The sequence below is a fragment of the Psychrobacter sp. T6-5 genome, from assembly GCF_052258485.2.
Taxonomy (GTDB): domain Bacteria; phylum Pseudomonadota; class Gammaproteobacteria; order Pseudomonadales; family Moraxellaceae; genus Psychrobacter.
This window is the reverse complement of the sequence record NZ_JBQQEY020000001.1, coordinates 270,043-296,526: the sequence shown is the minus strand read 5'-3', so window position 1 is coordinate 296,526 and position 26,484 is coordinate 270,043. Positions and strand designations below refer to the sequence as shown.

The following is a 26,484-nucleotide window of genomic DNA, read 5'->3' as shown; positions in this document are numbered from 1 at the left end:
TTTTAAATAGTTCCTGTATCCTCGTCGAATAACAGGTTCTGTATAAAACAGAAAGAAGTAATCAATCACAATCACTTGTTTCTATTTATACTCTTAGCACTTAAAGCTTACTGACCGTCTTAGTAGTGGTGGAGCCAAACGGAGTCGAACCGTTGACCTCCTGCGTGCAAGGCAGGCGCTCTACCAACTGAGCTATGGCCCCATTATAAAATGGTGGGTCTAAGTGGACTCGAACCACTGACCCCCGCGTTATCAACACGGTGCTCTAACCAGCTGAGCTACAGACCCTAATACGTTTGTTAAAAACGTAAGCTTAAACTAAAGAACAACTTGTTGTGAATTCTTGCTGACCGAATGCGTCTATAAGGAGGTGATCCAGCCGCAGGTTCCCCTACGGCTACCTTGTTACGACTTCACCCCAGTCATCAACCACACCGTGGTGAACGCTCCCCCTAAGGTTAAGCTATCCACTTCTGGTGCAATCAACTCCCATGGTGTGACGGGCGGTGTGTACAAGGCCCGGGAACGTATTCACCGCGGCATTCTGATCCGCGATTACTAGCGATTCCTACTTCATGGAGTCGAGTTGCAGACTCCAATCTGGACTACGATAGGCTTTTTGAGATTCGCATCACATCGCTGTGTAGCTGCCCTCTGTACCTACCATTGTAGCACGTGTGTAGCCCTGGTCGTAAGGGCCATGATGACTTGACGTCGTCCCCGCCTTCCTCCAGTTTGTCACTGGCAGTATCCTTAGAGTTCCCGGCTTAACCCGCTGGTAACTAAGGACAAGGGTTGCGCTCGTTGCGGGACTTAACCCAACATCTCACGACACGAGCTGACGACAGCCATGCAGCACCTGTATTCTAATTCCCGAAGGCACTCCCGCATCTCTGCAGGATTCTAGATATGTCAAGACCAGGTAAGGTTCTTCGCGTTGCATCGAATTAAACCACATGCTCCACCGCTTGTGCGGGCCCCCGTCAATTCATTTGAGTTTTAACCTTGCGGCCGTACTCCCCAGGCGGTCTACTTATTGCGTTAGCTGCGTCACTAAGTCCTCAAGGGACCCAACGACTAGTAGACATCGTTTACGGCGTGGACTACCAGGGTATCTAATCCTGTTTGCTACCCACGCTTTCGAGCCTCAGTGTCAGTATGATGCCAGGAAGCTGCCTTCGCCATCGGTATTCCTTCAGATCTCTACGCATTTCACCGCTACACCTGAAATTCTACTTCCCTCTCACCTACTCTAGCCTAACAGTTTCAGATGCAGTTCCCAGGTTAAGCCCGGGGATTTCACATCTGACTTATCAAGCCACCTACGCTCGCTTTACGCCCAGTAATTCCGATTAACGCTTGCACCCTCTGTATTACCGCGGCTGCTGGCACAGAGTTAGCCGGTGCTTATTCTGCAGCTAATGTCATCGTCTCCGGGTATTAACCGAAGAGTCTTCTTCACTGCTTAAAGTGCTTTACAACCAAAAGGCCTTCTTCACACACGCGGCATGGCTGGATCAGGGTTTCCCCCATTGTCCAATATTCCCCACTGCTGCCTCCCGTAGGAGTCCGGGCCGTGTCTCAGTCCCGGTGTGGCTGATCATCCTCTCAGACCAGCTACAGATCGTCGCCATGGTAGGCCTTTACCCCACCATCTAGCTAATCCGACTTAGGCTCATCTAATAGCGAGAGCAACAAGTTGCCCCCTTTCTCCCGTAGGACGTATGCGGTATTAATACGAGTTTCCCCGTGCTATCCCCCACTACTAGGTAGATTCCTAAGTATTACTCACCCGTCCGCCGCTCGTCATCTTCTAGCAAGCTAGAAATGTTACCGCTCGACTTGCATGTGTTAAGCCTGCCGCCAGCGTTCAATCTGAGCCATGATCAAACTCTTCAGTTTAATCTTGCTATGAAGCTCTTTAAAGAAGCTTCTAAACTTGGCTCATCTAATCTGGCAAAATCGCTAAAAATTATGTTCGTAATGAATTAACTTTGAGTTTTTCTGCTGTCTTAAATGATAATTTTTATAGTTAGTGTTCTACCGAAAAGATAGTCGACCAACTTTATTTTTTAGCATTCTGAATCAGCAAAAATCCACACAAGTTGTTCTTTAGTTATGCTTTTAAATAGTCTCAATCACTGTCGTCCAGTCATCGATATATAGGGTAAATCTTTTGCTTTCCAGCTTTTCCGTCTCCGGTTAAGCTATCTAGCGAGCCGACTATCTTATCATATAGATTAGGTTTGTCAAGCTTTATTTTAATTTGTTTCAACAGGTTAACTGGGTTAGTAATATGTAATTCACATATCCGTTGCCGCTAGTCCGTCTGATGAGGGCGTATTATAGACTCTTTATTTATTTAGTCAAGAGGTATTTTCTATTTAGTTTGAAATAACTTAATTACTTAAGATTCCTTACCACTTCCCTTTTGACTGGGTGGCATTATACGCACATCTAATGAGAACGCAAGAAGTATTGTGACTATTTTACCAATAGATCTTTATATATAAAACTTGAGTCTAGCTTCTCTTAAATTTTAGACAAAGAAAAGCCCCTTGATACGTTAGTATCAAGGGGCTAGTCAGAATAGAGAGCTGACGATGACCTACTCTCACATGGGCGAACCACACTACCATTGGCGCAACGATGTTTCACTTCTGAGTTCGGGAAGGGATCAGGTGGGGCCATCGCGCTATTGTCGTCAGCAAAGGGGGTTAGATATGAGTCTGTTTATTGTTTTACTTATTGACTAAGTATCACTTAACCTAACTGAATCAAGGTCAAAGGTGATATCGAAATATTCTTTCTTTATTCTATAGCGTAAGCTATACAAGATAGATTAATTAGACTTGTATACAAACCACTTGGGTGTTGTATGGTCAAGCCAAACGAGCAATTAGTACAGGTTAGCTACACACATCGCTGTGCTTCCACACCCTGCCTATCAACGTCCTAGTCTTGAACGGCTCTTTAGGGAAATCTAATCTTGAGGTGGGCTTCCCGCTTAGATGCTTTCAGCGGTTATCCCATCCGAACGTAGCTACCGGGCAATGCCACTGGCGTGACAACCCGAACACCAGAGGTTCGTCCACTCTGGTCCTCTCGTACTAGGAGCAGATCCTCTCAAATTTCCAACGCCCACGGTAGATAGGGACCGAACTGTCTCACGACGTTCTAAACCCAGCTCGCGTACCTCTTTAAATGGCGAACAGCCATACCCTTAGGACCTGCTTCAGCCCTAGGATGAGATGAGCCGACATCGAGGTGCCAAACACCGCCGTCGATATGAACTCTTGGGCGGTATCAGCCTGTTATCCCCAGAGTACCTTTTATCCGTTGAGCGATGGCCCTTCCATACAGAACCACCGGATCACTAAGACCTACTTTCGTACCTGCTCGACTTGTGGGTCTCGCAGTTAAGCGCGCTTTTGCCTTTATACTCTACGACCGATTTCCGACCGGTCTGAGCGCACCTTCGTACTCCTCCGTTACTCTTTAGGAGGAGACCGCCCCAGTCAAACTACCCACCATACATTGTCCTCGGTATTGTTATACCTGAGTTAGAACCCCAACATGACCAGGGTGGTATTTCAAGATTGGCTCCACCAAGACTAGCGTCTCGGCTTCAAAGCCTCCCACCTATCCTGCACAAGTCAGGTCAAAGTTCAATGTAAAGCTGTAGTAAAGGTTCACGGGGTCTTTCCGTCTAGCCGCGGGTACACAGCATCTTCACTGCGATTTCGATTTCACTGAGTCTCTGCTGGAGACAGCGCTGCCATCATTATGTCATTCGTGCAGGTCGGAACTTACCCGACAAGGAATTTCGCTACCTTAGGACCGTTATAGTTACGGCCGCCGTTTACTGGGGCTTCGATCAAGAGCTTCGCTTACGCTAACCCCATCAATTAACCTTCCAGCACCGGGCAGACATCACACCCTATACGTCCACTTTCGTGTTTGCAGAGTGCTGTGTTTTTAATAAACAGTTGCAGCAGCCTGGTATCTGCGACTGCCAACAGCTCAAGGAGCAAGTCCTATCACCATCAACAGCGTACCTTCTCCCGAAGTTACGGTACCATTTTGCCTAGTTCCTTCAGCAGAGTTCTCTCAAGCGCCTTGGTATTCTCTACCTGATCACCTGTGTCGGTTTAGGGTACGATTCGTTTATAACTATTGCTTAGAAGCTTTTCCTGGAAGCATGGTATTTGCCACTTCGCTGTACAAGTACAGCTTGCTATCAGATCTCGGTATAAAATAGCCCGGATTTACCTAAGCTATAAACCTACATCCTTTCACCTGGACAACCAACGCCAGGCTGACATAACCTTCTCCGTCCCTCCATCGCATTATAAACAAGTATCGGAATATTAACCGATTTCCCATCGACTACGCCTTTCGGCCTCGCCTTAGGGGTCGACTCACCCAGCCCCGATTAACGTTGGACTGGAACCCTTGATCTTCCGGCGTGCGAGCTTTTCACTCGCATTATCGTTACTCACGTCAGCATTCGCTCTTGTGATACCTCCAGCATGCTTTACAACACACCTTCACAGGCTTACACAACGCTCCCCTACCACTTGAAAACAAATTCAAATCCGCAGCTTCGGCTCCTAGTTTGAGCCCCGTTACATCTTCCGCGCGGGCCGACTCGACTAGTGAGCTATTACGCTTTCTTTAAAGGATGGCTGCTTCTAAGCCAACCTCCTAGCTGTCTATGCCTTCCCACCTCGTTTCCCACTTAACTAGGAATTTGGGGCCTTAGCTGGCGGTCTGGGTTGTTTCCCTCTCCACGATGGACGTTAGCACCCACCGTGTGTCTCCCGGATATCACTCATCGGTATTCGGAGTTTGCATCGGTTTGGTAAGTCGGTATGACCCCCTAGCCGAAACAGTGCTCTACCCCCAATGGTGTTCGTCCGAGGCGCTACCTAAATAGCTTTCGGGGAGAACCAGCTATCACCGAGTTTGATTAGCCTTTCACCCCTATCCACAAGTCATCCCCTGGCTTTTCAACGACAGTGGGTTCGGTCCTCCGGTGCCTGTTACGGCACTTTCAACCTGCTCATGGATAGATCACTCGGTTTCGGGTCTATACCCTGCAACTATTCGCCCTATTAAGACTCGGTTTCCCTACGGCTCCCCTAAACGGTTAACCTTGCTACAGAATATAAGTCGCTGACCCATTATACAAAAGGTACGCGGTCACCCAACAAGTGGGCTCCCACTGCTTGTACGCACACGGTTTCAGGTTCTATTTCACTCCCCTCACAGGGGTTCTTTTCGCCTTTCCCTCACGGTACTGGTTCACTATCGGTCAGTCAGGAGTATTTAGCCTTGGAGGATGGTCCCCCCATCTTCAAACAGGATTTCTCGTGCCCCGCTCTACTTAATATGTTAATGCTAATGTTTCGAATACAGGACTATCACCTACTACGGTCAGCTTTCCCACGCTGTTCTTCTACATTAGTACTAATCGGCTTCTCCCCGTTCGCTCGCCGCTACTAGGGGAATCTCAATTGATGTCTATTCCTAAGGGTACTGAGATGTTTCACTTCCCCTCGTTCGCTTCCTAATAAATTAGGATACCTACCTTATGGTAGGTGGGTTTCCCCATTCAGAAATCTCCGGATCACAGGATATTGCCGCCTCCCCGAAGCTTATCGCAGGCTGTCACGTCTTTCATCGCCTCTGACTGCCAAGGCATCCACCATGTGCGCTTCATTACTTGACCATACAACCCCAAGTAGTCTTTCGACTTCTAAGTGTCATACAATCTAATTATGATAACGATATCACCTATGTTTATACGCTTGATTCAGTTCTCTTTACTTTTTTTAATAACTCACCCCTGGGATAACAACTGATGTCGTTAAGAGGTGAGTTATTAAGGTTAGGAAGTGCGCGTGAACACGCGCTTCCTAACCCAGACTCATATCTATGTTTTTAAATAGTTCCTGTATCCTCGTCGAATAACAGGTTCTGTATAAAACAGAAAGAAGTAATCAATCACAATCACTTGTTTCTATTTATACTCTTAGCACTTAAAGCTTACTGACCGTCTTAGTAGTGGTGGAGCCAAACGGAGTCGAACCGTTGACCTCCTGCGTGCAAGGCAGGCGCTCTACCAACTGAGCTATGGCCCCATTATAAAATGGTGGGTCTAAGTGGACTCGAACCACTGACCCCCGCGTTATCAACACGGTGCTCTAACCAGCTGAGCTACAGACCCTAATACGTTTGTTAAAAACGTAAGCTTAAACTAAAGAACAACTTGTTGTGAATTCTTGCTGACCGAATGCGTCTATAAGGAGGTGATCCAGCCGCAGGTTCCCCTACGGCTACCTTGTTACGACTTCACCCCAGTCATCAACCACACCGTGGTGAACGCTCCCCCTAAGGTTAAGCTATCCACTTCTGGTGCAATCAACTCCCATGGTGTGACGGGCGGTGTGTACAAGGCCCGGGAACGTATTCACCGCGGCATTCTGATCCGCGATTACTAGCGATTCCTACTTCATGGAGTCGAGTTGCAGACTCCAATCTGGACTACGATAGGCTTTTTGAGATTCGCATCACATCGCTGTGTAGCTGCCCTCTGTACCTACCATTGTAGCACGTGTGTAGCCCTGGTCGTAAGGGCCATGATGACTTGACGTCGTCCCCGCCTTCCTCCAGTTTGTCACTGGCAGTATCCTTAGAGTTCCCGGCTTAACCCGCTGGTAACTAAGGACAAGGGTTGCGCTCGTTGCGGGACTTAACCCAACATCTCACGACACGAGCTGACGACAGCCATGCAGCACCTGTATTCTAATTCCCGAAGGCACTCCCGCATCTCTGCAGGATTCTAGATATGTCAAGACCAGGTAAGGTTCTTCGCGTTGCATCGAATTAAACCACATGCTCCACCGCTTGTGCGGGCCCCCGTCAATTCATTTGAGTTTTAACCTTGCGGCCGTACTCCCCAGGCGGTCTACTTATTGCGTTAGCTGCGTCACTAAGTCCTCAAGGGACCCAACGACTAGTAGACATCGTTTACGGCGTGGACTACCAGGGTATCTAATCCTGTTTGCTACCCACGCTTTCGAGCCTCAGTGTCAGTATGATGCCAGGAAGCTGCCTTCGCCATCGGTATTCCTTCAGATCTCTACGCATTTCACCGCTACACCTGAAATTCTACTTCCCTCTCACCTACTCTAGCCTAACAGTTTCAGATGCAGTTCCCAGGTTAAGCCCGGGGATTTCACATCTGACTTATCAAGCCACCTACGCTCGCTTTACGCCCAGTAATTCCGATTAACGCTTGCACCCTCTGTATTACCGCGGCTGCTGGCACAGAGTTAGCCGGTGCTTATTCTGCAGCTAATGTCATCGTCTCCGGGTATTAACCGAAGAGTCTTCTTCACTGCTTAAAGTGCTTTACAACCAAAAGGCCTTCTTCACACACGCGGCATGGCTGGATCAGGGTTTCCCCCATTGTCCAATATTCCCCACTGCTGCCTCCCGTAGGAGTCCGGGCCGTGTCTCAGTCCCGGTGTGGCTGATCATCCTCTCAGACCAGCTACAGATCGTCGCCATGGTAGGCCTTTACCCCACCATCTAGCTAATCCGACTTAGGCTCATCTAATAGCGAGAGCAACAAGTTGCCCCCTTTCTCCCGTAGGACGTATGCGGTATTAATACGAGTTTCCCCGTGCTATCCCCCACTACTAGGTAGATTCCTAAGTATTACTCACCCGTCCGCCGCTCGTCATCTTCTAGCAAGCTAGAAATGTTACCGCTCGACTTGCATGTGTTAAGCCTGCCGCCAGCGTTCAATCTGAGCCATGATCAAACTCTTCAGTTTAATCTTGCTATGAAGCTCTTTAAAGAAGCTTCTAAACTTGGCTCATCTAATCTGGCAAAATCGCTAAAAATTATGTTCGTAATGAATTAACTTTGAGTTTTTCTGCTGTCTTAAATGATAATTTTTATAGTTAGTGTTCTACCGAAAAGATAGTCGACCAACTTTATTTTTTAGCATTCTGAATCAGCAAAAATCCACACAAGTTGTTCTTTAGTTATGCTTTTAAATAGTCTCAATCACTGTCGTCCAGTCATCGATATATAGGGTAAATCTTTTGCTTTCCAGCTTTTCCGTCTCCGGTTAAGCTATCTAGCGAGCCGACTATCTTATCATATAGATTAGGTTTGTCAAGCTTTTTTATAATTTCGTTTCACCAAGTTAACTGCGTTAGTAATATGTAATTCACATATTCGTTGCCGCTAGTCCGTCTGATGAGGGCGTATTATAGAGGGTTTAATTTTTGTGTCAACCTGTTTTATTAATGTTTTTAATCTTATTTTAGAAAAATATGAAAATGGTAATTCTTTCAATGGGTTGGGATTGGCTCCTTTAAAAAGATAATAGAAGCGTGCTTTAATTGATAGTTTTATCAGATATGTATTGCCGTTTATTATCTTTGAATTATCTTCTACCTCTTTTAAGGCACTCCTACTCATACCTCCAATATTGAGATTACTACAAACATCACTACATATAAGGTCAATCGCCAAGTTTTATATAGTTTTGCCAACATTCTATTTTGAAATGTTCAAAAATAACTTTCGCAGGTTATTTCTTATTGAGATTAAGGCTCTATCCCATGATATCTAGTGTTGGTAGACGGTTTTTGCTATAATCACCCTTTTATTACATTACTTATTTTTGCTGATTATCTATATTAGATAGATGACAGGGTTCTGTCTATGATGTCGGTATTGGTTTGATACTCTTGAATAACCAATAAAACCCACAATATATAGCAGTACACAGTAGTAGCAAGTAATGTGTCACTCTCACTATATATCACAACGATTAGATATAATTGATGCGGTCTCACGGTTATATGATTGATTGTTGCAATCATCACTGCCAACGGACCCAATAACAGGCGAATAGATTATGGTAGCGATTACTTTACCCGATGGTAGCGTGAAAAACTTCGAAGGTCATACAACAGTCATGGAAGTGGCGCAAAGTATTGGGACAGGGCTCGCTAAAGCGACAGTTGCTGGACGTGTCAATGGTCATCTAGTAGATGCGCACGATCCTATCGTCGCTGATGCCAACGTTGAAATCGTAACGCCAAAAGATGACGATGGTGTTGATATCATTCGTCACTCATGCGCTCACTTATTAGGTCATGCGGTTAAACAGCTATATCCTGATGTGAAGATGGTCATCGGTCCTGTTATTGATGATGGTTTTTACTACGATATCTTTAGTGAAACGCCATTTACGCCTGAGCATATGGACGCGATTGAAAAACGTATGATGGAGCTTATCAAGCAAGATTATGACGTTATTAAAAAAATGACGCCACGTGCCGAAGCGATCGAGATCTTTGAATCACGTAATGAAGACTATAAGTTAAAACTAATTAATGATATGCCAGGTGAAGAAGCCTTTGGTCTGTATCATCATCAAGAATACGTTGACATGTGCCGTGGCCCGCACGTACCAAATACTCGCTTTTTGAAAGTATTTAAACTGACCAAAATGTCAGGTGCTTATTGGCGCGGCGATGCGAAAAACGAGCAATTACAGCGTATCTATGGTACTGCTTGGGCTGATAAAAAACAGTTAAAAGCCTATATCCAGCGTATTGAAGAAGCTGAAAAGCGTGACCATCGTAAAATTGGTAAAGCGTTAAACCTATTTCATATGCAAGAGCAAGCGCCAGGTATGGTGTTCTGGCATGCGAATGGTTGGACGATTTATCAAGTACTTGAGCAGTATATGCGCAAAGTACAATATGATAATGGCTACGAAGAGATTAAGACACCGCAAATCGTCGATCGCAGCTTGTGGGAGCGCTCAGGACATTGGGGCAATTATGCAACCAATATGTTCACGACCTCTAGTGAAAACCGTGATTATGCGGTAAAGCCGATGAACTGCCCTTGTCACGTGCAAGTGTTTAATCAAGGTCTAAAGTCTTACCGTGACTTGCCACTACGTATGGCTGAATTTGGTTCTTGTCATCGTAACGAGCCATCAGGTTCACTGCATGGTTTGATGCGTGTACGTGGTTTTACGCAAGATGATGCTCATATCTTCTGTACGCAGGCACAGATTCAACAAGAAGTTGCTGACTTTATTAAGCTAACGCTTGCTGTCTATGAAGATTTTGGCTTTGACAACATTATTATGAAGCTATCTACTCGTCCTGAAAAACGTGTTGGTAGTGACGAGTCTTGGGATTTTGCAGAAAAAGCGTTGGCAGATGCGCTTGATAGCTCAGGGCTAGACTGGGACTATCTGCCTGGCGAAGGCGCTTTCTACGGTCCAAAGATTGAGTTTAGTCTAAAGGATTCATTAGGACGCATTTGGCAGTGCGGTACCATTCAGGTTGATCCAAACATGCCTGAGCGCCTCGATGCAGAATTCGTCAATGAGCAGAACGATCGCGAAGTGCCTATTATGTTGCACCGTGCAATCTTAGGTTCATTTGAGCGCTTCATTGGTATTTTGATCGAAAACTATGCCGGTTGGATGCCAGTATGGCTAGCACCGCAGCAAGTTGTGGTCATGAATATCACTGATAAACAAGCGGATGCCTGCGAAAACGTGGTTAGCGAGCTCAAAAATGCAGGTTTACGCGCTATTAGCGACTTGCGTAACGAAAAGATTGGATTTAAGATACGAGAGAAAACATTAGAACGTATTCCCTATATGCTAGTATTAGGGGATAAAGAAGTCGAATCGGGCAGTGTCAACGTCCGAACTCGCGAAGGTGAGAACCTTGGCGTGATGAGTGTTTCTGAATTTATTACATTAGTACAGACCGCTGTCAGTAAAAAAGGCCGACAGACCCCAAAAACAGATGAGGAGTAATACCTATTAAACAGTCCAACCGTTTGAACATCAACGAAGATATCAACGTCAAAGAAGTCCGTCTCGTCAAAGAAGATGGCGAGCAAATGGGTGTGGTTGATATCGCAACCGCGATGAAAGCGGCACGTGATGAAAACCTAGATTTGGTTGAATTAGTTCCTGAAGCTAAGCCACCAGTATGTAAGATCATGGATTATAAACATTTCCTCTATGATCAAAAGCAAAAGGCTAAAGAAGCTAAGAAAAATCAAAAGCAGACTCAGCTCAAAGAGATGAAGCTACGTCCTAGTACCGAAGAAGCCGATTATCAGGTTAAACTGAGAAAAATCGTGAGCTTCTTGGAAGATCAAGACAAAGTTAAAATTAGCATCCGTTTCCGCGGACGTGAAATGGCGCACCAAGACATCGGTCGCAAACAACTTGATCGTATCATTGAAGATACTGCTGATATCTCAAACGTCGAACAATATCCTAAGATGGAAGGTCGTCAAATGGGTATGTTGCTCGGACCTACAAAGAAAAAGTAATCTGTTCATTGGGTTACTTTGAGTAGTGGCTGTTAGTCCATATAGCTATTTATAACTCTAACCATCAATATGCTACGGGATATTGATGGTTTTTTATTATTTGAACTGGCTACTGTCTCTTTTAAATGTATTTAGCCAGATATAATTGGCTGACGCTATTTTACAAAATCTACCTTCTCAACTATTTGATTACGCGGTAGTCTAAAGGTCTGTTTTATATTTGCTAATCAGCATTTATCAAAATTTTTAGTCAGTGTATAACAATAACGTATATCGCGACCGCTAGAGTCACGGATAAAACACACTACTTTTAGCCGACATCAAAGGAAATTTCATGCAAGAATTGACGCCACCAGAAAACGCCACAACTCCTAGTATCTCTCTCACAGCGCCTGAACCTGTCAAAGAAATACAAAAAAGTGAAGCCGATCAAATGGTCAAGTTGGATGAAAGCCAAATTCCAGAGCTCGATGCCAAAGTTGATGCGTTTGTCGATCACGTGATTACTAACTCGGTGCACAGCTCAGAGTTTCAGCAAAACGTTCAATCTATTCATAATTTAGGTACGAAAGAAATTCGTGAGTCAGCGCAAGTCTCTAATCGGATGCTGGAGCTACCGGCCAAAAGTCTCAATGACAGTTTGTTTGATAACTCCCCTATCGCCAAATCTTTAACTGAGTTACGCGGTATTGTCGAGGACTTAGATCCGAGCAAAAAAGAGCTGACCAACTCACGTAAGCTGTTCGGTCTGATTCCATTTGGTAATAAAGTACAAGATTATTTCCGTCAATACGAGTCAGCACAATCGCATATTAATGCGGTGGTTACCAGTCTGTATAATGGTAAAGATGAATTGCTCAAAGATAATGCAATGATTGAGCAAGAAAAGGTCAATATGTGGGAGTTGATGCAGTCCATTCGTCAATATGTCTATGTTGGCAAAAAAATTGATGAGCAACTAGAGCAAAAGGTCTACGCGATAGAGGCAACAGATCCTGAGAAAGCACGCATTATTAAAGAAGAAATGCTGTTTTACGTCCGTCAAAAAAATACCGACTTCTTGACCCAGTTAGCAGTGAATGTACAAGGTTATCTAGCGCTCGATACCATTCGCCGTAATAACTTAGAGCTGATTAAAGGGGTTGATCGTGCAACCACAACTACCGTGTCTGCATTACGCACGGCTGTGGTCGTTGCTCAAGCAATGACCAATCAAAAATTGGTATTAGATCAAATCACTGCCTTGAATAAAACGACCAGTAGTTTGATTGAATCAACTTCAGCGATGCTCAAACGTCAGTCAGGTGAGATTCATGAGCAAGCAACCAGTAGTAGCATTGAGCTTGATAAACTGCAAAATGCCTTCAATAATGTCTATGACACTATGGATATGATCAGTAATTATAAAATTGAAGCGCTAGAGAATATGAAGCAAACGGTCAATACCTTGACCAGTGAAGTAGATAAAGCACAAAAATACTTGGATAAATCAAATCAAACCACGGTGCTAGAAGTGTCGAAAGAGCTTGATAGCAAAAAGATCACCAATCAATCAAACGGTATTGATATCGACATTTGATTTATCCACATAGCAGTCATTAAAACTGACTGCTTCCTGCTACCGAGGACACATAAGACAATTGACGCAAGATATTGCGCCGTCGTTCGTGTTAAGATAGTCACTATTAATAATTTTAAAAATAGATACGGTAATTTATGAGTTGGAATGATCCAAACGCCTCAAGTGAGGCAAAAAAATATGACAACCCGATTCCTAGTCGTGAGCTGATACTCAGCACGATTAATGAGCATGGGGAAGTCACGCATCAACAATTGGCAAAAGTCTTTAATATTGATGATCCTGACCAATTTGACGCTTTGGGCAATCGCTTGAAGGCAATGGCACGTGATGGCCAAGTGAACCGCGATGGCCGTCCTTATCGCTATCGCACGGTCACTAAGCAAGATATCGTTACAGGGACGGTATCTGCACATCCAAAAGGTTTTGGTTTTGTGGTGCTAAGTGATATGCCAGATTTGTTTTTGCATGAAAAGCAAATGCGCTGGGTATTCAATGGCGATACGGTAGCAGCTGTCGGTACGTCAACAGACAATCGCGGTCGTACCGAAGGCCGTATTGTTGACGTAGTCGAGCGTCGCCAAAACAATTTCATCGGCACACTTGCGCATGATGAAGACGGCTATTGTGTTGAGCTTGGCAGTCCAAATAACCACCAGCCAATTACCGTCACTGATGACAACGTACAGGCATTGAATGCTAAACAAGGCGCGCCCGTTAAAGTAGACATCATTGATTGGCCAAACCAGCATGAATTTGGGACTGGTAAAATCACTGAAGTATTGTCTGATGATAACGACCGTGAATTGATTATTGAGACGACACTTCTCAACTATGATATTCCATCAGATTTCAGTGAAGCGGCGCTCAAGCAAGCTGCTGATTATCAAGAGCCGACTGACAATGACATAAAAGGTCGCACAGATTTGCGTCATCTGCCACTTGTCACTATCGATGGTGAAGATGCACGTGATTTTGATGATGCCGTATTTGCTGAGAAGCGCTCAGGTGGTAACTACCGTGTCGTGGTTGCCATTGCTGATGTCAGCTATTATGTCACGCCAAATTCACCACTGGACCAAGATGCTTATGAGCGCGGTACATCCGTGTACTTCCCGCATCGTGTGATTCCGATGTTGCCTGAAGTGCTCTCTAACGGTTTATGTTCATTGAACCCTGACCTTGATCGTTTATGCATGGTTGCTGATATCAAAATATCGCGTGCAGGCAAGGTCACAGGATATGAGTTTTACCCGTCAGTGATGCACTCGCAAGCACGCTTAACCTACAACCAAGTGAACGACTATCTTGCCAATCCAAATGATAAGAGACTTCCTAAGTCATTAACGGGTAATAAAGACGTCAAAAAATCCATCGATACGTTGTACCAGCTTTATGAGCTACTGCTTAAGAAGCGTGAAGAACGTCATGCGATGGAATTTGAAACGGTTGAAACGTACATCAAGTTCAACGAAAAAGGTGGCATTGACGCTATTTTACCGCGTACTCGTGGTGACTCTCAGAAGCTGATTGAAGAGTGTATGCTCCTTGCTAACACCTGCGCGGCAAACTTCGCGCTCAAGCACGAGCTACCAGTCTTATATCGTAACCATGATAAGCCTGATAATGAAAAATCAATGCGTATCCACGAATATGCAAAAAACTTCGGTTTACCTTTCCCAGAAGAGAATCCAACACAAGCAGATTATCAGCGCATTATCGAAGCGACCAAAGACCGACCAGATGCGATCAGCATCCATAGCATGTTGCTGCGTTCAATGATGCAAGCAAACTATGCGCCTGACAATATTGGTCACTTTGGCTTGGCTTATGATGAATACAGCCACTTTACCTCGCCGATTCGCCGTTACCCAGATTTGATGTTGCATCGCGGTATTAAAGCTCAGGTAACGAACAGCAAACAGCCTGTGATGGATTTCTCGCTTGATGGTGCTGGTACACAGACGTCAGATACAGAGCGCCGTGCAGAAAAAGCATCGCGCTATGTAGAATCTTGGCTCAAGTGCCACTATATGACCGATCATGTTGGCGAAGAGTTCGAAGGGGTTGTGACCTCAGTCACTAACTTTGGTCTATTTGTCACCTTGACTGACTTATACATTGATGGTCTAGTACATATCTCGAATGTTGGTGATGACTTCTTCGTTTACGATGAGCAGCAACAGCAGCTTATCGGTAAAGATAAAGGTACGCTCTTTGGACTTGGTGATTTGGTCAAGGTACAGGTTGCTGGCGTCAACATGGATCTATTGCAAATTGACTTTGATTTAAAAGAAAAACTGCAGTCTAGTGCTATGAATCAGACAAAAAAGCAGCCCGCAAAAAAAGATCAGACTAAAAAGAGCCCTGCGAAGAGAAGTAATAACCGTAGAGGATCTAGCAAAAAAAGCTAATCTATAACTGTAGTACCATAAATAAAAAGGGCTAACGATAACGTTAGCCCTTTTTTATACTTTGTCGCCTCTAATAAACGGCTGAATTTTTTTTACTGTGCATTACTCATCTGATCCAAACGATCTTGCTCAGATTGCTGTGCCTGGTCAATTTTATTGGTTGCATCATCTAAAATGGCTTTTGGCTGTTCGCCAAGTGGTTTGCTGGCAATATTTGCAGAGCTATTCTTAGAGCTACCTGCATCAGATACAGCTGCTGTAGGCTGTTCAGAAACAGTACTGCTAACGGCAACCTCTCTGTTTTTCTCATGACTATTGCCATTGATGATATTAAAACCAAGCAATGCCACGATGCCGATTACGGCGAATATGATTAGATGCTTCATTTCCATAAAAAATCTCGTCTTTGATTAATTACCAAATACGAGTTTCATTGCACTTTTTGTGCCTACTTTTCAACCTACTATCTCTTACTATTCTTGCGGACTATTATTATTGAGCAAATCTGTTTCATCCGAACTTTGAGCAATCTCTTGCTCGACCTTTTCCATCAGCTTGTCATCAGGACGGGCATCAAGGACCTCATCAGCATTACGGCCTTGCAAAATAACTTTGGCTCGCGCCTTCGCTTGCTTTTTATCTTTATCATCAACAGGTCTGTCATTATTCTGACGTTCAACCGTAGGCTCAGGCGTGGTTGAGGTAATCGTTATGTCAGATTTAGCGCTGCTCGTACTGTTCTGCATATGTTCAATGGCTTTCTCTAATTTGTCATTAAACCGCAAACGATAAATGGGTTCAGGCAAGCTAAAGCCTTCATTTTCTAATGCATGTTTGGTCTCGCGAATGGCAATACTACGCGCTTTGGCAAAATCTGTCTCTGATTGATCCACCCAAACCTGAAACTCTAAAACAATATTAGAGTCACCGACATTGATAATGACGGCAATCGCTTTAGGCTCATCCAATACAAATGCTAACGTACCTATTGCATCCAGTCCTACTTTGATGGCTGCCAATGGATCATCATTCGCATCAACGCCTAATTCAAAAGTAAAGCGGCGCTCGGGATTTTTGGTGTAGTTTAGAATAGTACCTTTAAAGACTTCAGCATTCGGAATACGCAACTGATTGCCATCTAACGTCATCAGTATCGTCGCACGTGAGGTCAGACGAACGACAATACCCTCTTGCCCATTGATGACCACCTGATCACGTGCACGAAATGGCTGACGAATACTCAGCATTAGGGAGGCGATATAGTTTTCGATAGTGTCTTTGACGGCAAAACCAACGGCAATACCGATGACACCAGCACCGCCAAGCAGAGTACCTAAAATTGTCTCTGCCCCGATGAGACTCAGCCCTAAGATAAGACCAAAAATAATAAAAATGACTTTGACGGTCTGCGACAACAACTCAGCGACAAAAGGATTGGGCGTTAGGCGCTGCCACATTCTTTTGCGATTAGACAACCAACTGCCAAACCATGTCACCAATGCAAAGATAACGATGCCGACTAGCAGTAAAGGCAAAGCCTTCACGAGGTTCTCTAATTGCGCTTTTAGACCTTGATAAACCGTCGAGACATTCTCTTGAACGTCCAACGTTCGATTGATATTGTCATCAACCGTGACAACATCTGTCAAACGGTTGGTCAGATTGATGGCTTGCTGCGCTTTTTTTTCGTTGGCGGTCTCCCCTGTTAGGGTGACAACACCTTGGCTAACACTGACATTGACGGCCTGTAACCCTTCAATTTCAGAAAAAATACCATTGATACGCTGACGGATTTCATTGTCTTTTTGCGGCGTGGGTGTGGTTTCAATTTGACCGTTATTAGTGCTCTCGCCACTGATTACTGGTGGCGGGGCGGGTGTCGGTAATGAGGTGGCAGGTTCTGATGCTTCGTCGTCTGGCGCAGGATCACTATCAGGTGTTGCCTCTTCTGTACTCTCCACGCCGAGCACGGTTGCAATGCCAGAGAGTTCTTCACCAGCAGCATAGGCGGGCCACGTACAAACGATGCTTAACAGCAACAGCATCTGACCCCACGCTGTTATGAAACGGCGTATCATTGGACGGTCAAAATAAGTGGCCATAAGCATCCTTTGCTTTTTTAAATATTTTATATCATTCAAATTTTCACTGGTGATTCGCTATCTGACTTTCTTTATTTAGCTATCTAAGTAACGTTGTGCTTCGCTCAGGTTTAATGTACCTTCATAAATAGCACGACCAGTGATGATACCTTCGATACAATCACCATAAGGCTTTAACAGCTCGATGTCTTTCATATCAGTAACACCGCCTGAAGCAATCACCGGTAGACCGCCTTCGCGAGCCAAATTGACTGTTTGTTCAACATTCACGCCTTGCATCATGCCATCACGGGCAATATCAGTATACACAATAGAAGAAACACCCACATCAGCGAAGCGCTTGGCAAGCTCGGTCGCCTTGGTATCGGTAACATTGGCCCAACCATGAGTGGCTACCATACCGTCTTTGGCGTCGATACCAACGATAATGTGTCCTGCAAATTCACGGCAAGCTTCTGCAACAAAATCCGGATCCTCAACAGCTTTTGTACCAATAATAATGTATGTCAGACCGGCAGTAATGTATTGCTCAATAGTATTCATATTACGCACGCCGCCACCTAATTGAATAGGCAGGTTCGGATATGCTTTGGTAATATCATTGACCACTTGTCTGTGTACCGGCACGCCATCAAAAGCACCATTCAAATCGACCAAATGTAGACGACGTGCGCCCTCATCTACCCAACGTGCAGCCATAGCGACTGGGTCATCAGAAAACACCGTATCATCTTCCATACGGCCTTGTTTTAAACGTACACATTTACCATCTTTTAAATCAATGGCCGGGATAATGACAGGCACAGCACACATATAGCATTCCTTATAAAGCACAATATTGGCAATAAATTTAGTAAATTACATTGTTGAGAATGAAACGATATTAGAGAATCAAACAACGATAGAAAACACCACTCAAACGCGGCATAAATTATAGACAGATTCAAAAAACCAAATAAAATAGGTCAGAAATCTGCTCAAATAGAGATAGGATACAATCGAAACCAAACAATCATAACCATAAGTTGTAGTACGTAGAATCACCACCAACATTCGTTAAATTCTATTACTGACTGGCAATTTTAGGTCAATTTAGCGTATAATCCTAGGTAAATTTTTATTTGTTTCTATGTGATAGTAACCAGGTGTTACGCTTTTTGTTGAGTCGTTATTGCTTAGTAGCATATCGAGGCGATTCAGATACAACGAGCAATGGCTAAATATATCTGTATGATATTGACTGATATTTTGCCAAAAAGGGTTATAATAGAAATCTAATCTGGTAGCTTGTATACCACCGATTCTACAGTCTTAAGCCCCATTGGTTGCCTTTTAAACCCCTATCACGAGCTAACAATATTAGAACAGTTATGACTAGAGTTATAGCAGCTCACAATAATGAATTGATGCTTGCTTATCTAGGTTGCCTTTTAGCCAGTTTATCATCTACTTCAATAGATCGTTATTTGGTCACACTTCTAAAAAATCGCGTATTTTTAAACGATACTGATTGGATAAAAGTGGCCCATCATACTGGTGTTACAAGTTTTTAATTTCAATGAAACGTGTGATAAGGCTGTTATTTTCAAAGTAATCTCTTTTGGCAGTGTGCTTTTGGTGATTGATTTTGATTCGATAGTTTTAGCATACACCTTGGTAGCCAGTCGCCACTTTGGTAATTCGAATAAGACATTAACGTGTTGTTAAGGAGTCTAAGGTCAGCGTTAATACTCTTAATAGTAGTTATGGTCATGTATTGTCCTCACAGAGCTTTCATCACTATTTCAATATAGAAGTAGATGATTGAAGGCTTTATTGAGTGATATAAATGTTCATGCTACCGATGTACCAAACAGGACGTCTGGTATCGTTTTAGACTATGGACTAAGTTTTCGCTTATGATTACCATCAAAAAAGGTTTGGATTTGCCCATCACCGGTGAACCCTCCCGCGAGATATCTGAGCACCAACCGACACATGTAGCACTTGTTGGCTATGACTACGTGGGCATGAAGCCTACGATGAATGTCAAAGAAGGTGACATCGTAGCAAAAGGTCAGCCCGTTTTTGAAGACAAAAAACGTGTTGGCGTCATCTACACTGCACCTGCTGCTGGTAAGGTCGTCGCGATTAAACGCGGTGAGCGCCGAGTGTTTGAAAGTCTTGTGATCGCGGTCGACCCAAAAGGTGAAGAAATAGACTTTGAGCGCTATGACTCACAGCAGATTGCTGACCTAGACTCTGAAGTCGTTGAAACCCAACTGATTGCTTCTGGCGAATGGACAGCGTTTCGTACGCGTCCCTACAGCCGTGCACCAGAAATTGGTGCTCGTCCACACGCTATCTTTGTCACAGCAATGGATACCAATCCATTAGCCCTTGACCCAATGCTGGTGATCAATGAGCAGCTACAAGCGTTCAATGATGGTCTTGCTGTACTTTCGACACTCACGCCAAAGACTTTTGTCTGCCATCATGGCGATGCCCAGCTGACGCCAGTTGCAAAAACTGCGGCTAATAATGTCACTGAGTATCACGCCTTTGCTGGTAAACATCCAGCAGGTCTTGCTGGTACGCACATTCACTTTTTGCATCCAATCATGCGCGGTGTGTCCGTATGGACGATTGGATATCAAGACGTGATTGCAATTGGTAAGTTGTTCACGACTGGACATCTATATACACGCCGTATGCTGAGCTTAGCTGGCCCTGCGGTTACCAAGCCACATTTGGTTGCGACCGAACGCGGTGCTGATATTACGGCATTGACTAAAGGTCAATTGGCGGCAGGCGAGAACCGTATTATCTCAGGTTCAGTCTTGTCTGGTCGTAAAGTGTTTGACAATATCGCCTATCTTGGTCGTTTTCATAATCAGATCAGTGTACTACCTGAAGGCCACGAGCGCCCAGCGTTCCACTTCTTTAGCCCAGGCAAAAACCGCTTCTCAAAACTGCCTATCTATATTTCGCAGTTCTTTGGTGGCAAAAAATACAATTTCACCACGACAAGTAACGGCTCACCTCGCGCCATGGTACCAATCGGTGTCTATGAAGAAGTCATGCCTCAAGATTATCTACCTACTCAATTGTTACGTGCTTTGATTGTCGAAGACATCTTAAGCGCCACTGATTTGGGTGCACTTGAGTTGGACGAAGAAGATTTGGCACTATGCACCTTTGTATCTCCTGGCAAATATGAGTTCGGTGATATTTTGCGTGATAACTTAACGCGCATTGAGCTGGAGGGCTAACCACGATGAAATTTTTACACAATATGTTCGATCGTATGGAGCCATCTTTCACTAAAGGCGGCAAACACGAAAAGTACTACGCTATTTTTGAGATGTTTGATACGTTTTTACGTCAACCAGACTCAACCACCTATGCATCATCGCATGTGCGTGATGGTATTGATCTAAAACGTATTATGATTACCGTATGGCTATGTACGTTCCCAGCAATGTTTTGGGGTATGTACAACATCGGTCATCAAGCACTAACTGCTATCGCACAGCTCGGCTTGCAGCCTGACGGCTGGCGTACGGTTATCACTAGCATGGCAGGCTACAATCCAGATAGTATCTGGGCCAGCTTTGTCTACGGAGCCATGCAGTTTTTGCCGATTTATATCGTGACGTTTGCAGTAGGTATTCTCTGTGAGATTATCTTTGCTGTCGTCCGCGGGCACGAAGTCAACGAAGGTTTCTTTGTGACCTCAGTTCTATTTGCATTATGTCTACCACCTGATATTCCATTATGGCAAGTTGCCCTAGGTATTATCTTTGGTGTGGTTGTCGCAAAAGAAGTGTTCGGTGGTACTGGTAAAAACTTCTTGAACCCTGCCCTATCGGGTCGTGCATTCCTATATTTTGCTTATCCAGCGTATATGTCTGGTGACTCAGTATGGACGGCAGTAGATGGATTCTCAGGCGCGACGCCGCTTGGCCTTGCAGCCCTTGGTGTGGTTCCTCAGGACTTCGTCGATGTCTATGGTAATGCGATCACGTGGAGTGATGCATTCTTAGGCAACATGCAAGGTAGTATCGGTGAAGTATCAACGCTAGCTATCCTAATGGGTGCTGCGGTGTTGCTTTGGACGCGTATTGCTTCTTGGCGCATCATGGCAGGTTGTGTGGTCGGTCTGATAGCGACGTCTCTTGTGTTCAATATGGTTGGCTCTGACGACAATATGATGATGAGCTTGCCGTTCTACTGGCACTTAGTGATCGGTGGCTTCGCTTTCGGTGCTGTATTTATGGCGACCGATCCAGTATCAGCTGCGCATACTAATAAAGGCCGCTGGGCTTATGGTATTTTGATCGGTTTTATGACCGTATTGATTCGTGTCATTAACCCTGCTTTCCCAGAAGGCATCATGCTGGCTATTTTGTTTGCCAACTTATTTGCTCCACTGTTTGATTATTTTGTGACCCAAGCAAACATCAAACGCCAAACCGCTCGGAGGGTTCGTTATGTCCAAGCCCAAAAGTAATAACGCAAAAACCATTAGTGTGGCTCTGATGCTATGCTTGGTGTGTTCAGTATTGGTCTCGGCAGCTGCTGTTGGTCTAAAGCCAGCACAAGTCGAAAATGCGCGCTTAGATCGTAACAAAAACATTTTGGTTGCGGCTGACATGTACGATGCTGAATCTGATACAGCAGATGATGTTGCCGAACGTTTCAAAGATTTTGATGTCAAAATCATTGATCTAAACAAGGGCAACTACCTTGATGACGATGAGTTAAAAACGGCTGGTATTCCTGATCGTAATGCTTATGACGCCAGTCAAGCGACAAAAAACCAAGCCTTAAGTGAAGACTTGGGTGACAATGATCCTGCTGGTATTGGCCGTAAGCCAAAATATGCTAAAGTCTATGTCAAAGAAGATGACGCGGGCAAGCCTGAGTTGATCGTCTTACCAATTCAAGGCTATGGACTTTGGGGTACGATCTATGGTTTCTTAACGCTTGAAAGCGACATGAATACTATTAAAGGTATCAGTTTTTATGAGCATAAAGAAACTCCAGGTCTGGGCGCTCGTATCGAAGAGCCAGAATGGCGCGCAAAGTGGAACGGCATCCACTCTTATGATGACAGTGGCGAAGTTGCCACGGGTGTAACCAAAGCCGGCAATTCAAAAGAAAACTGGGTTGATGGCATCAGTGGTGCAACTCTGACTAGCCGCGGCGTCAGTAATATGATTCAGTTTTGGTTAGGCGAGCAAGGCTATAAGCCTTATCTAGATATGCTACGTGAACAGAGCGGCCAGACACTTGATAATGCAGACACACAAGCAAGTCAATCAAAGCCTGCAGCTCAACCTAAAACCGAATTGGCAGCCACGCTACCAGTAGCAAACGGCAAGGAGGCATAACATGGCTGATACTAAAAGTATTTTAACCACGCCTATTTTTGACAATAATCCCATCGGCCTACAGATTCTCGGTATCTGTTCGGCGCTGGCGGTCACAACAAGTATGGCAAATGCCATGGTTATGTGTGTGGCATTGACATTGGTGACGGCGTTCTCAAGCTTCTTTATCTCTGTCATTCGTAAAAAGATTCCATCGAGTATTCGTATCATTGTACAGATGACGATTATTGCATCATTGGTTATCTTGGTAGATCAGGTACTAAAAGCGGTCGCTTATGATGTGAGTAAAGGTCTGTCGGTCTTTGTTGGTCTGATCATCACTAACTGTATCGTTATGGGCCGTGCTGAAGCATTTGCGATGAGCAACCCGCCAATTCCAAGCTTTTTAGATGGTATTGGTAACGGTCTTGGTTACTCAGCGGTCTTGCTATTCGTTGCCACCATTCGTGAGCTATTAGGCGCAGGTACTTGGTTTGGTATCACTATCCTACAGCCAGTTACTGATGGCGGTTGGTATATACCGAATGGCTTATTGCTGTTGCCACCATCAGCGTTCTTCATTATTGCTTTATTCATCGCTATTGTCCGTATCTGGAAACCAGAACAAGTGGAAGAAGCTGAGTTTGTAATGAAGCCGCAGTCTAAAGGCATGGCACATGGAGGCGGTCACTAATGGGACATTATATTAGTTTATTTATAACCTCAGTCTTTATTGAGAACATGGCACTTGCCTACTTCTTAGGCATGTGTACTTTTTTGGCCGTATCCAAAAAAGTCTCAACGGCTATTGGTCTAGGGGTTGCTGTGATTGTCGTGATGGCTATCACAGTTCCGCTAAACAACTTGCTATTCCAGTTCATCCTAAAAGATGGTGCGCTGGCATGGGCAGGCTTTCCTGATATTGACTTGAGCTTTTTAGGATTGCTCAGTTATATCGGTTTGATTGCTGCCACCGTACAGATTCTAGAGATGTTCTTAGACAAGTTTGTACCAAGTCTTTATAACGCGCTTGGGGTATTCTTACCACTGATCACTGTAAACTGTGCCATCTTAGGTGGTGTACTATTTATGGTAGAGCGTGACTATAACTTTGGTGAGTCTGTCGTCTATGGTGTGGGTGCAGGCTTCGGTTGGGCACTTGCTATTACTGCATTGGCAGGTATTCGTGAAAAGCTCAAATACTCAGACATTCCAGCGCCATTGCGCGGTCTTGGTATTACCTTTCTCACGGTTGGTCTTATGTCGCTCGGCTTTATGTCGTTCGGTGGTATGTCCATCTAAACTACTAAGCTCAAAGCTTCTATTAGCTATTTGATCTATTTAATTCATTTATTCGGTAAGGGTTCGGACACAGCTTAAAACATGTCTTCGCACCCCTACCCCATAGATTAAGGATACCTACCATGGATTACGCTACGGCGATTGGTGGCGTTGCTATGTTTACCTTGATCATCATGGGCCTTGTCGCTATTATTTTGGCGGCGCGCTCAAGACTGGTCAGTTCAGGCGATGTCACTATCCATATTAATGATAATCCCGATAATGACGTGGTGACACCAGCAGGCGGTAAACTACTGCAAACGCTAGCGGGCGAAGGCATCTTTTTGTCTTCAGCGTGTGGTGGCGGTGGTACTTGTGCGCAGTGTCGTTGCCGCGTTATTGAAGGTGGTGGTTCTATTTTGCCCACCGAAGAAGGCTACTTTACTCAAGGCGAGATCCGCAATCACATGCGCTTGGCTTGTCAGGTAGCTGTTAAGCAAGACATGAAAATTGAGATTGATCCTGAGTTCTTTGATGTACAGAAATGGGAATGTGAGGTTGTCTCTAATGACAACGTTGCGACTTTCATTAAAGAGCTGGTACTAAAAATTCCAGAAGGCGAAGAAGTAAACTTCCGCGCTGGTGGTTATGTACAGCTTGAAGCGCCGCCGCATGAAGTACATTATAAAGACTTTGTGATTGACGAAGAGTATAGAGAAGACTGGGAAAAATTCGGTATCTTCAACTATGTCTCGAAAGTTGATGAACCTGTTATCCGTGCTTACTCGATGGCTAACTACCCTGAAGAGAAAGGTCTGATCAAGTTCAACATTCGTATCGCAAGTCCTCCGCCACGTGGTGGTGACGGCATCCCGCCAGGCAAAATGTCTTCATGGGTATTTAGCTTGGTACCTGGCGACAAAGTGACGGTTTCGGGTCCTTACGGTGAGTTCTTTGCCAAGAAGACTGAAGCTGAAATGATCTTTGTCGGTGGTGGTGCTGGTATGGCTCCGATGCGCTCGCATATCTTTGATCAGCTCAAACGCTTGAACACTGATCGTAAGATTAGCTTCTGGTACGGTGCTCGCTCAATTCGTGAGATGTTCTACGTTGAAGACTATGACCAACTAGAAGAAGAGTTTGATAACTTTGAGTGGCATGTGGCATTGTCTGACCCATTACCAGAAGATAACTGGGAAGGTCCAACAGGATTTATCCATAATGTGTTGCTCGAGAACTATCTGAAAGACCATCCAAACCCAGAAGACTGTGAATACTACATGTGTGGGCCACCGATGATGAACGCTGCTGTCATCGACATGCTACACAGCATGGGCGTAGAAGATGAAAACATCATGCTTGATGACTTCGGTGGTTAAGTTAGCTAGATAAACTCAAAAGAATATAAAAAAGGAGTCTCAATTGAGGCTCTTTTTTTTGTGTGATTTTTAGCAATTATTATGGTTGTTGAGACTACAAATCTAACTAGTAGATTAACTTTGCTATCCTATATCATGAACGCTCTAAATATTAAGAAAGGACGCTTATGAAAACGAAATACAAAGATCTGACCATTTGGGTCACTGGTGCCTCTAGTGGCATTGGGCAAGCATTAGCGATTGCCTTTGCCAAGCGTGGTGCTAGAATTATTCTTAGTGGGCGTGATAACGAAAAACTAGAAGCCGTCAAAAAAAGCTGCAAGCGTGCTAACAGACATATTGTCATCCCTTTTGATGTTAGTGACGCTACTCAAGCAAAAGCAGCCTATGACAATGCCAAAGCTCAGGCAGGAACAATCGATTGTCTCATCAATAACGCTGGTATTAGTCAACGCTCACTCATCATGGAGACAGATGAAGACGTCGAACGCCAAATTATGGAGATAGACTACTTTGCCCAGACGCGTCTGACGAGACTGGTATTGCCAGACATGATTGCACAAGGCGGTGGCAAAATCGTCATGGTATCAAGTGTCGCAGGCTTATTAGGTACGCAATATCGCGGCGCTTACGGGGCAGCCAAAGCCGCACTGCATATGTGGGCGAACAGCTTACGTGCTGAACTGCATGACCAAGGCATAGAAGTGGCAACGATATTCCCAGGATTTATCCAAACCAATATCTCTATCAATGCATTAACAGGTGATGGCAGCGCCCAAGGAACGATGGATGAGGCAACCAATAAAGGTCTGACGGCAACTGAGTTTGCAAAGCAAGTGGTGAAGGCACTCACAAAAGGCGAAGAATATATCATTGTTGCTGGTCGCAAAGAAAAATTGGCTACTAGGGTCAATCGCATGTCACCACCGAAACTCTATAAGCTAATACGTGAATCACAAGTAAAATAGA

At 44.6% G+C, this 26,484-nt stretch carries 14 protein-coding genes, 4 tRNA genes and 4 rRNA genes; 11 read left to right on the top strand and 11 right to left on the bottom strand.

Going from position 1 to position 26,484, the window contains the following annotated elements:
• Positions 1-126: 126 nt before the first annotated feature.
• From ACTXGK_RS15890 to ACTXGK_RS15855, 8 genes are all read right to left on the bottom strand, one after another.
• Positions 127-202 (bottom strand) — tRNA-Ala (locus ACTXGK_RS15890).
• Positions 203-211: 9 nt separating this feature from the next.
• Positions 212-288, bottom strand: a tRNA-Ile gene (locus ACTXGK_RS15885).
• Positions 289-363: 75 nt separating this feature from the next.
• Positions 364-1,902, bottom strand: a 16S ribosomal RNA gene (locus tag ACTXGK_RS15880).
• 693 nt (positions 1,903-2,595) lie between these two features.
• Positions 2,596-2,709, bottom strand: a 5S ribosomal RNA gene (gene rrf / locus ACTXGK_RS15875).
• 169 nt (positions 2,710-2,878) lie between these two features.
• A 23S ribosomal RNA gene (locus ACTXGK_RS15870) occupies positions 2,879-5,734 on the bottom strand.
• Positions 5,735-6,070: 336 nt separating this feature from the next.
• Positions 6,071-6,146: transfer RNA gene (locus ACTXGK_RS15865), tRNA-Ala, on the bottom strand.
• A 9-nt stretch (positions 6,147-6,155) separates the two neighbouring features.
• Positions 6,156-6,232 (bottom strand) — tRNA-Ile (locus ACTXGK_RS15860).
• Between the two features lie 75 nt (positions 6,233-6,307).
• Positions 6,308-7,846: ribosomal RNA gene (locus tag ACTXGK_RS15855) — 16S ribosomal RNA — on the bottom strand.
• Together the 16S, 23S and 5S rRNA genes with 4 tRNA genes alongside form the textbook arrangement of a ribosomal RNA operon.
• 1,098 nt (positions 7,847-8,944) lie before the next feature.
• On the opposite strand from ACTXGK_RS15855, the gene thrS reads away from it, so the two are divergent.
• The 4 genes from thrS to rnr all read left to right on the top strand — a co-directional run bounded on the left by thrS (position 8,945) and on the right by rnr (position 15,399).
• The gene (gene thrS, locus ACTXGK_RS15850; protein WP_443514858.1) at positions 8,945-10,879 is read left to right on the top strand and encodes a threonine--tRNA ligase; all 1,935 of its coding nucleotides are present in this window, start codon (positions 8,945-8,947) and stop codon (positions 10,877-10,879) included.
• A gap of 23 nt (positions 10,880-10,902) precedes the next feature.
• Positions 10,903-11,406, top strand: coding sequence for a translation initiation factor IF-3 (gene infC, locus ACTXGK_RS15845; protein WP_057762155.1), 504 nt, complete (start codon positions 10,903-10,905; stop codon positions 11,404-11,406).
• 334 nt (positions 11,407-11,740) lie between these two features.
• The gene (locus ACTXGK_RS15840; protein WP_443514857.1) at positions 11,741-12,985 is read left to right on the top strand and encodes a toxic anion resistance protein; all 1,245 of its coding nucleotides are present in this window, start codon (positions 11,741-11,743) and stop codon (positions 12,983-12,985) included.
• Positions 12,986-13,122: 137 nt separating this feature from the next.
• Positions 13,123-15,399 (top strand): ribonuclease R, encoded by a 2,277-nt coding sequence (gene rnr / locus ACTXGK_RS15835; RefSeq protein WP_443514856.1) that lies wholly within the window; start codon positions 13,123-13,125, stop codon positions 15,397-15,399.
• A gap of 92 nt (positions 15,400-15,491) precedes the next feature.
• On the opposite strand, the gene ACTXGK_RS15830 is transcribed toward rnr, so the two are convergent.
• The 3 genes from ACTXGK_RS15830 to hisA form a co-directional block, all read right to left on the bottom strand.
• A complete protein-coding gene (locus tag ACTXGK_RS15830) occupies positions 15,492-15,791 on the bottom strand; it encodes a hypothetical protein (RefSeq protein WP_443514855.1) in 300 nt (99 codons plus the stop codon).
• Positions 15,792-15,872: 81 nt separating this feature from the next.
• Positions 15,873-17,501, bottom strand: a complete 1,629-nt coding sequence (locus ACTXGK_RS15825) for a mechanosensitive ion channel domain-containing protein (protein ID WP_443514854.1) — start codon at positions 17,499-17,501, stop codon at positions 15,873-15,875.
• Between the two features lie 75 nt (positions 17,502-17,576).
• Entirely contained in the window at positions 17,577-18,314 is a 738-nt protein-coding gene (hisA, locus tag ACTXGK_RS15820; protein ID WP_201547583.1) for a 1-(5-phosphoribosyl)-5-[(5-phosphoribosylamino)methylideneamino]imidazole-4-carboxamide isomerase, read from the bottom strand.
• A gap of 1,085 nt (positions 18,315-19,399) precedes the next feature.
• On the opposite strand from hisA, the gene ACTXGK_RS15815 reads away from it, so the two are divergent.
• The 7 genes from ACTXGK_RS15815 to ACTXGK_RS15785 all read left to right on the top strand — a co-directional run bounded on the left by ACTXGK_RS15815 (position 19,400) and on the right by ACTXGK_RS15785 (position 26,483).
• Positions 19,400-20,752 (top strand): Na(+)-translocating NADH-quinone reductase subunit A, encoded by a 1,353-nt coding sequence (locus ACTXGK_RS15815; RefSeq protein WP_443514853.1) that lies wholly within the window; start codon positions 19,400-19,402, stop codon positions 20,750-20,752.
• 5 nt (positions 20,753-20,757) lie between these two features.
• Positions 20,758-21,993, top strand: coding sequence for an NADH:ubiquinone reductase (Na(+)-transporting) subunit B (locus ACTXGK_RS15810; RefSeq protein ID WP_201602227.1), 1,236 nt, complete (start codon positions 20,758-20,760; stop codon positions 21,991-21,993).
• Positions 21,974-22,876, top strand: coding sequence for a Na(+)-translocating NADH-quinone reductase subunit C (locus ACTXGK_RS15805; protein WP_443514852.1), 903 nt, complete (start codon positions 21,974-21,976; stop codon positions 22,874-22,876). The genes ACTXGK_RS15810 and ACTXGK_RS15805 overlap by 20 nt, the downstream gene beginning before the upstream one ends.
• A 1-nt stretch (position 22,877) precedes the next feature.
• Positions 22,878-23,549: an NADH:ubiquinone reductase (Na(+)-transporting) subunit D gene (locus ACTXGK_RS15800; RefSeq protein WP_201602231.1), complete on the top strand. Its 672-nt coding sequence runs from the start codon at positions 22,878-22,880 to the stop codon at positions 23,547-23,549.
• Positions 23,549-24,157, top strand: coding sequence for an NADH:ubiquinone reductase (Na(+)-transporting) subunit E (gene nqrE / locus ACTXGK_RS15795; protein WP_075107228.1), 609 nt, complete (start codon positions 23,549-23,551; stop codon positions 24,155-24,157). Before ACTXGK_RS15800 ends, nqrE begins: the two co-directional genes overlap by 1 nt.
• A gap of 122 nt (positions 24,158-24,279) precedes the next feature.
• Complete coding sequence (nqrF, locus tag ACTXGK_RS15790; RefSeq protein WP_371533027.1) at positions 24,280-25,515, top strand: NADH:ubiquinone reductase (Na(+)-transporting) subunit F; 1,236 nt, start codon at positions 24,280-24,282, stop codon at positions 25,513-25,515.
• A gap of 167 nt (positions 25,516-25,682) precedes the next feature.
• Positions 25,683-26,483 carry an SDR family oxidoreductase gene (locus ACTXGK_RS15785; RefSeq protein WP_443514851.1) on the top strand — a complete coding sequence of 267 codons (801 nt, stop codon included), beginning with the start codon at positions 25,683-25,685 and terminating at the stop codon, positions 26,481-26,483.
• Position 26,484 lies beyond the last annotated feature (1 nt).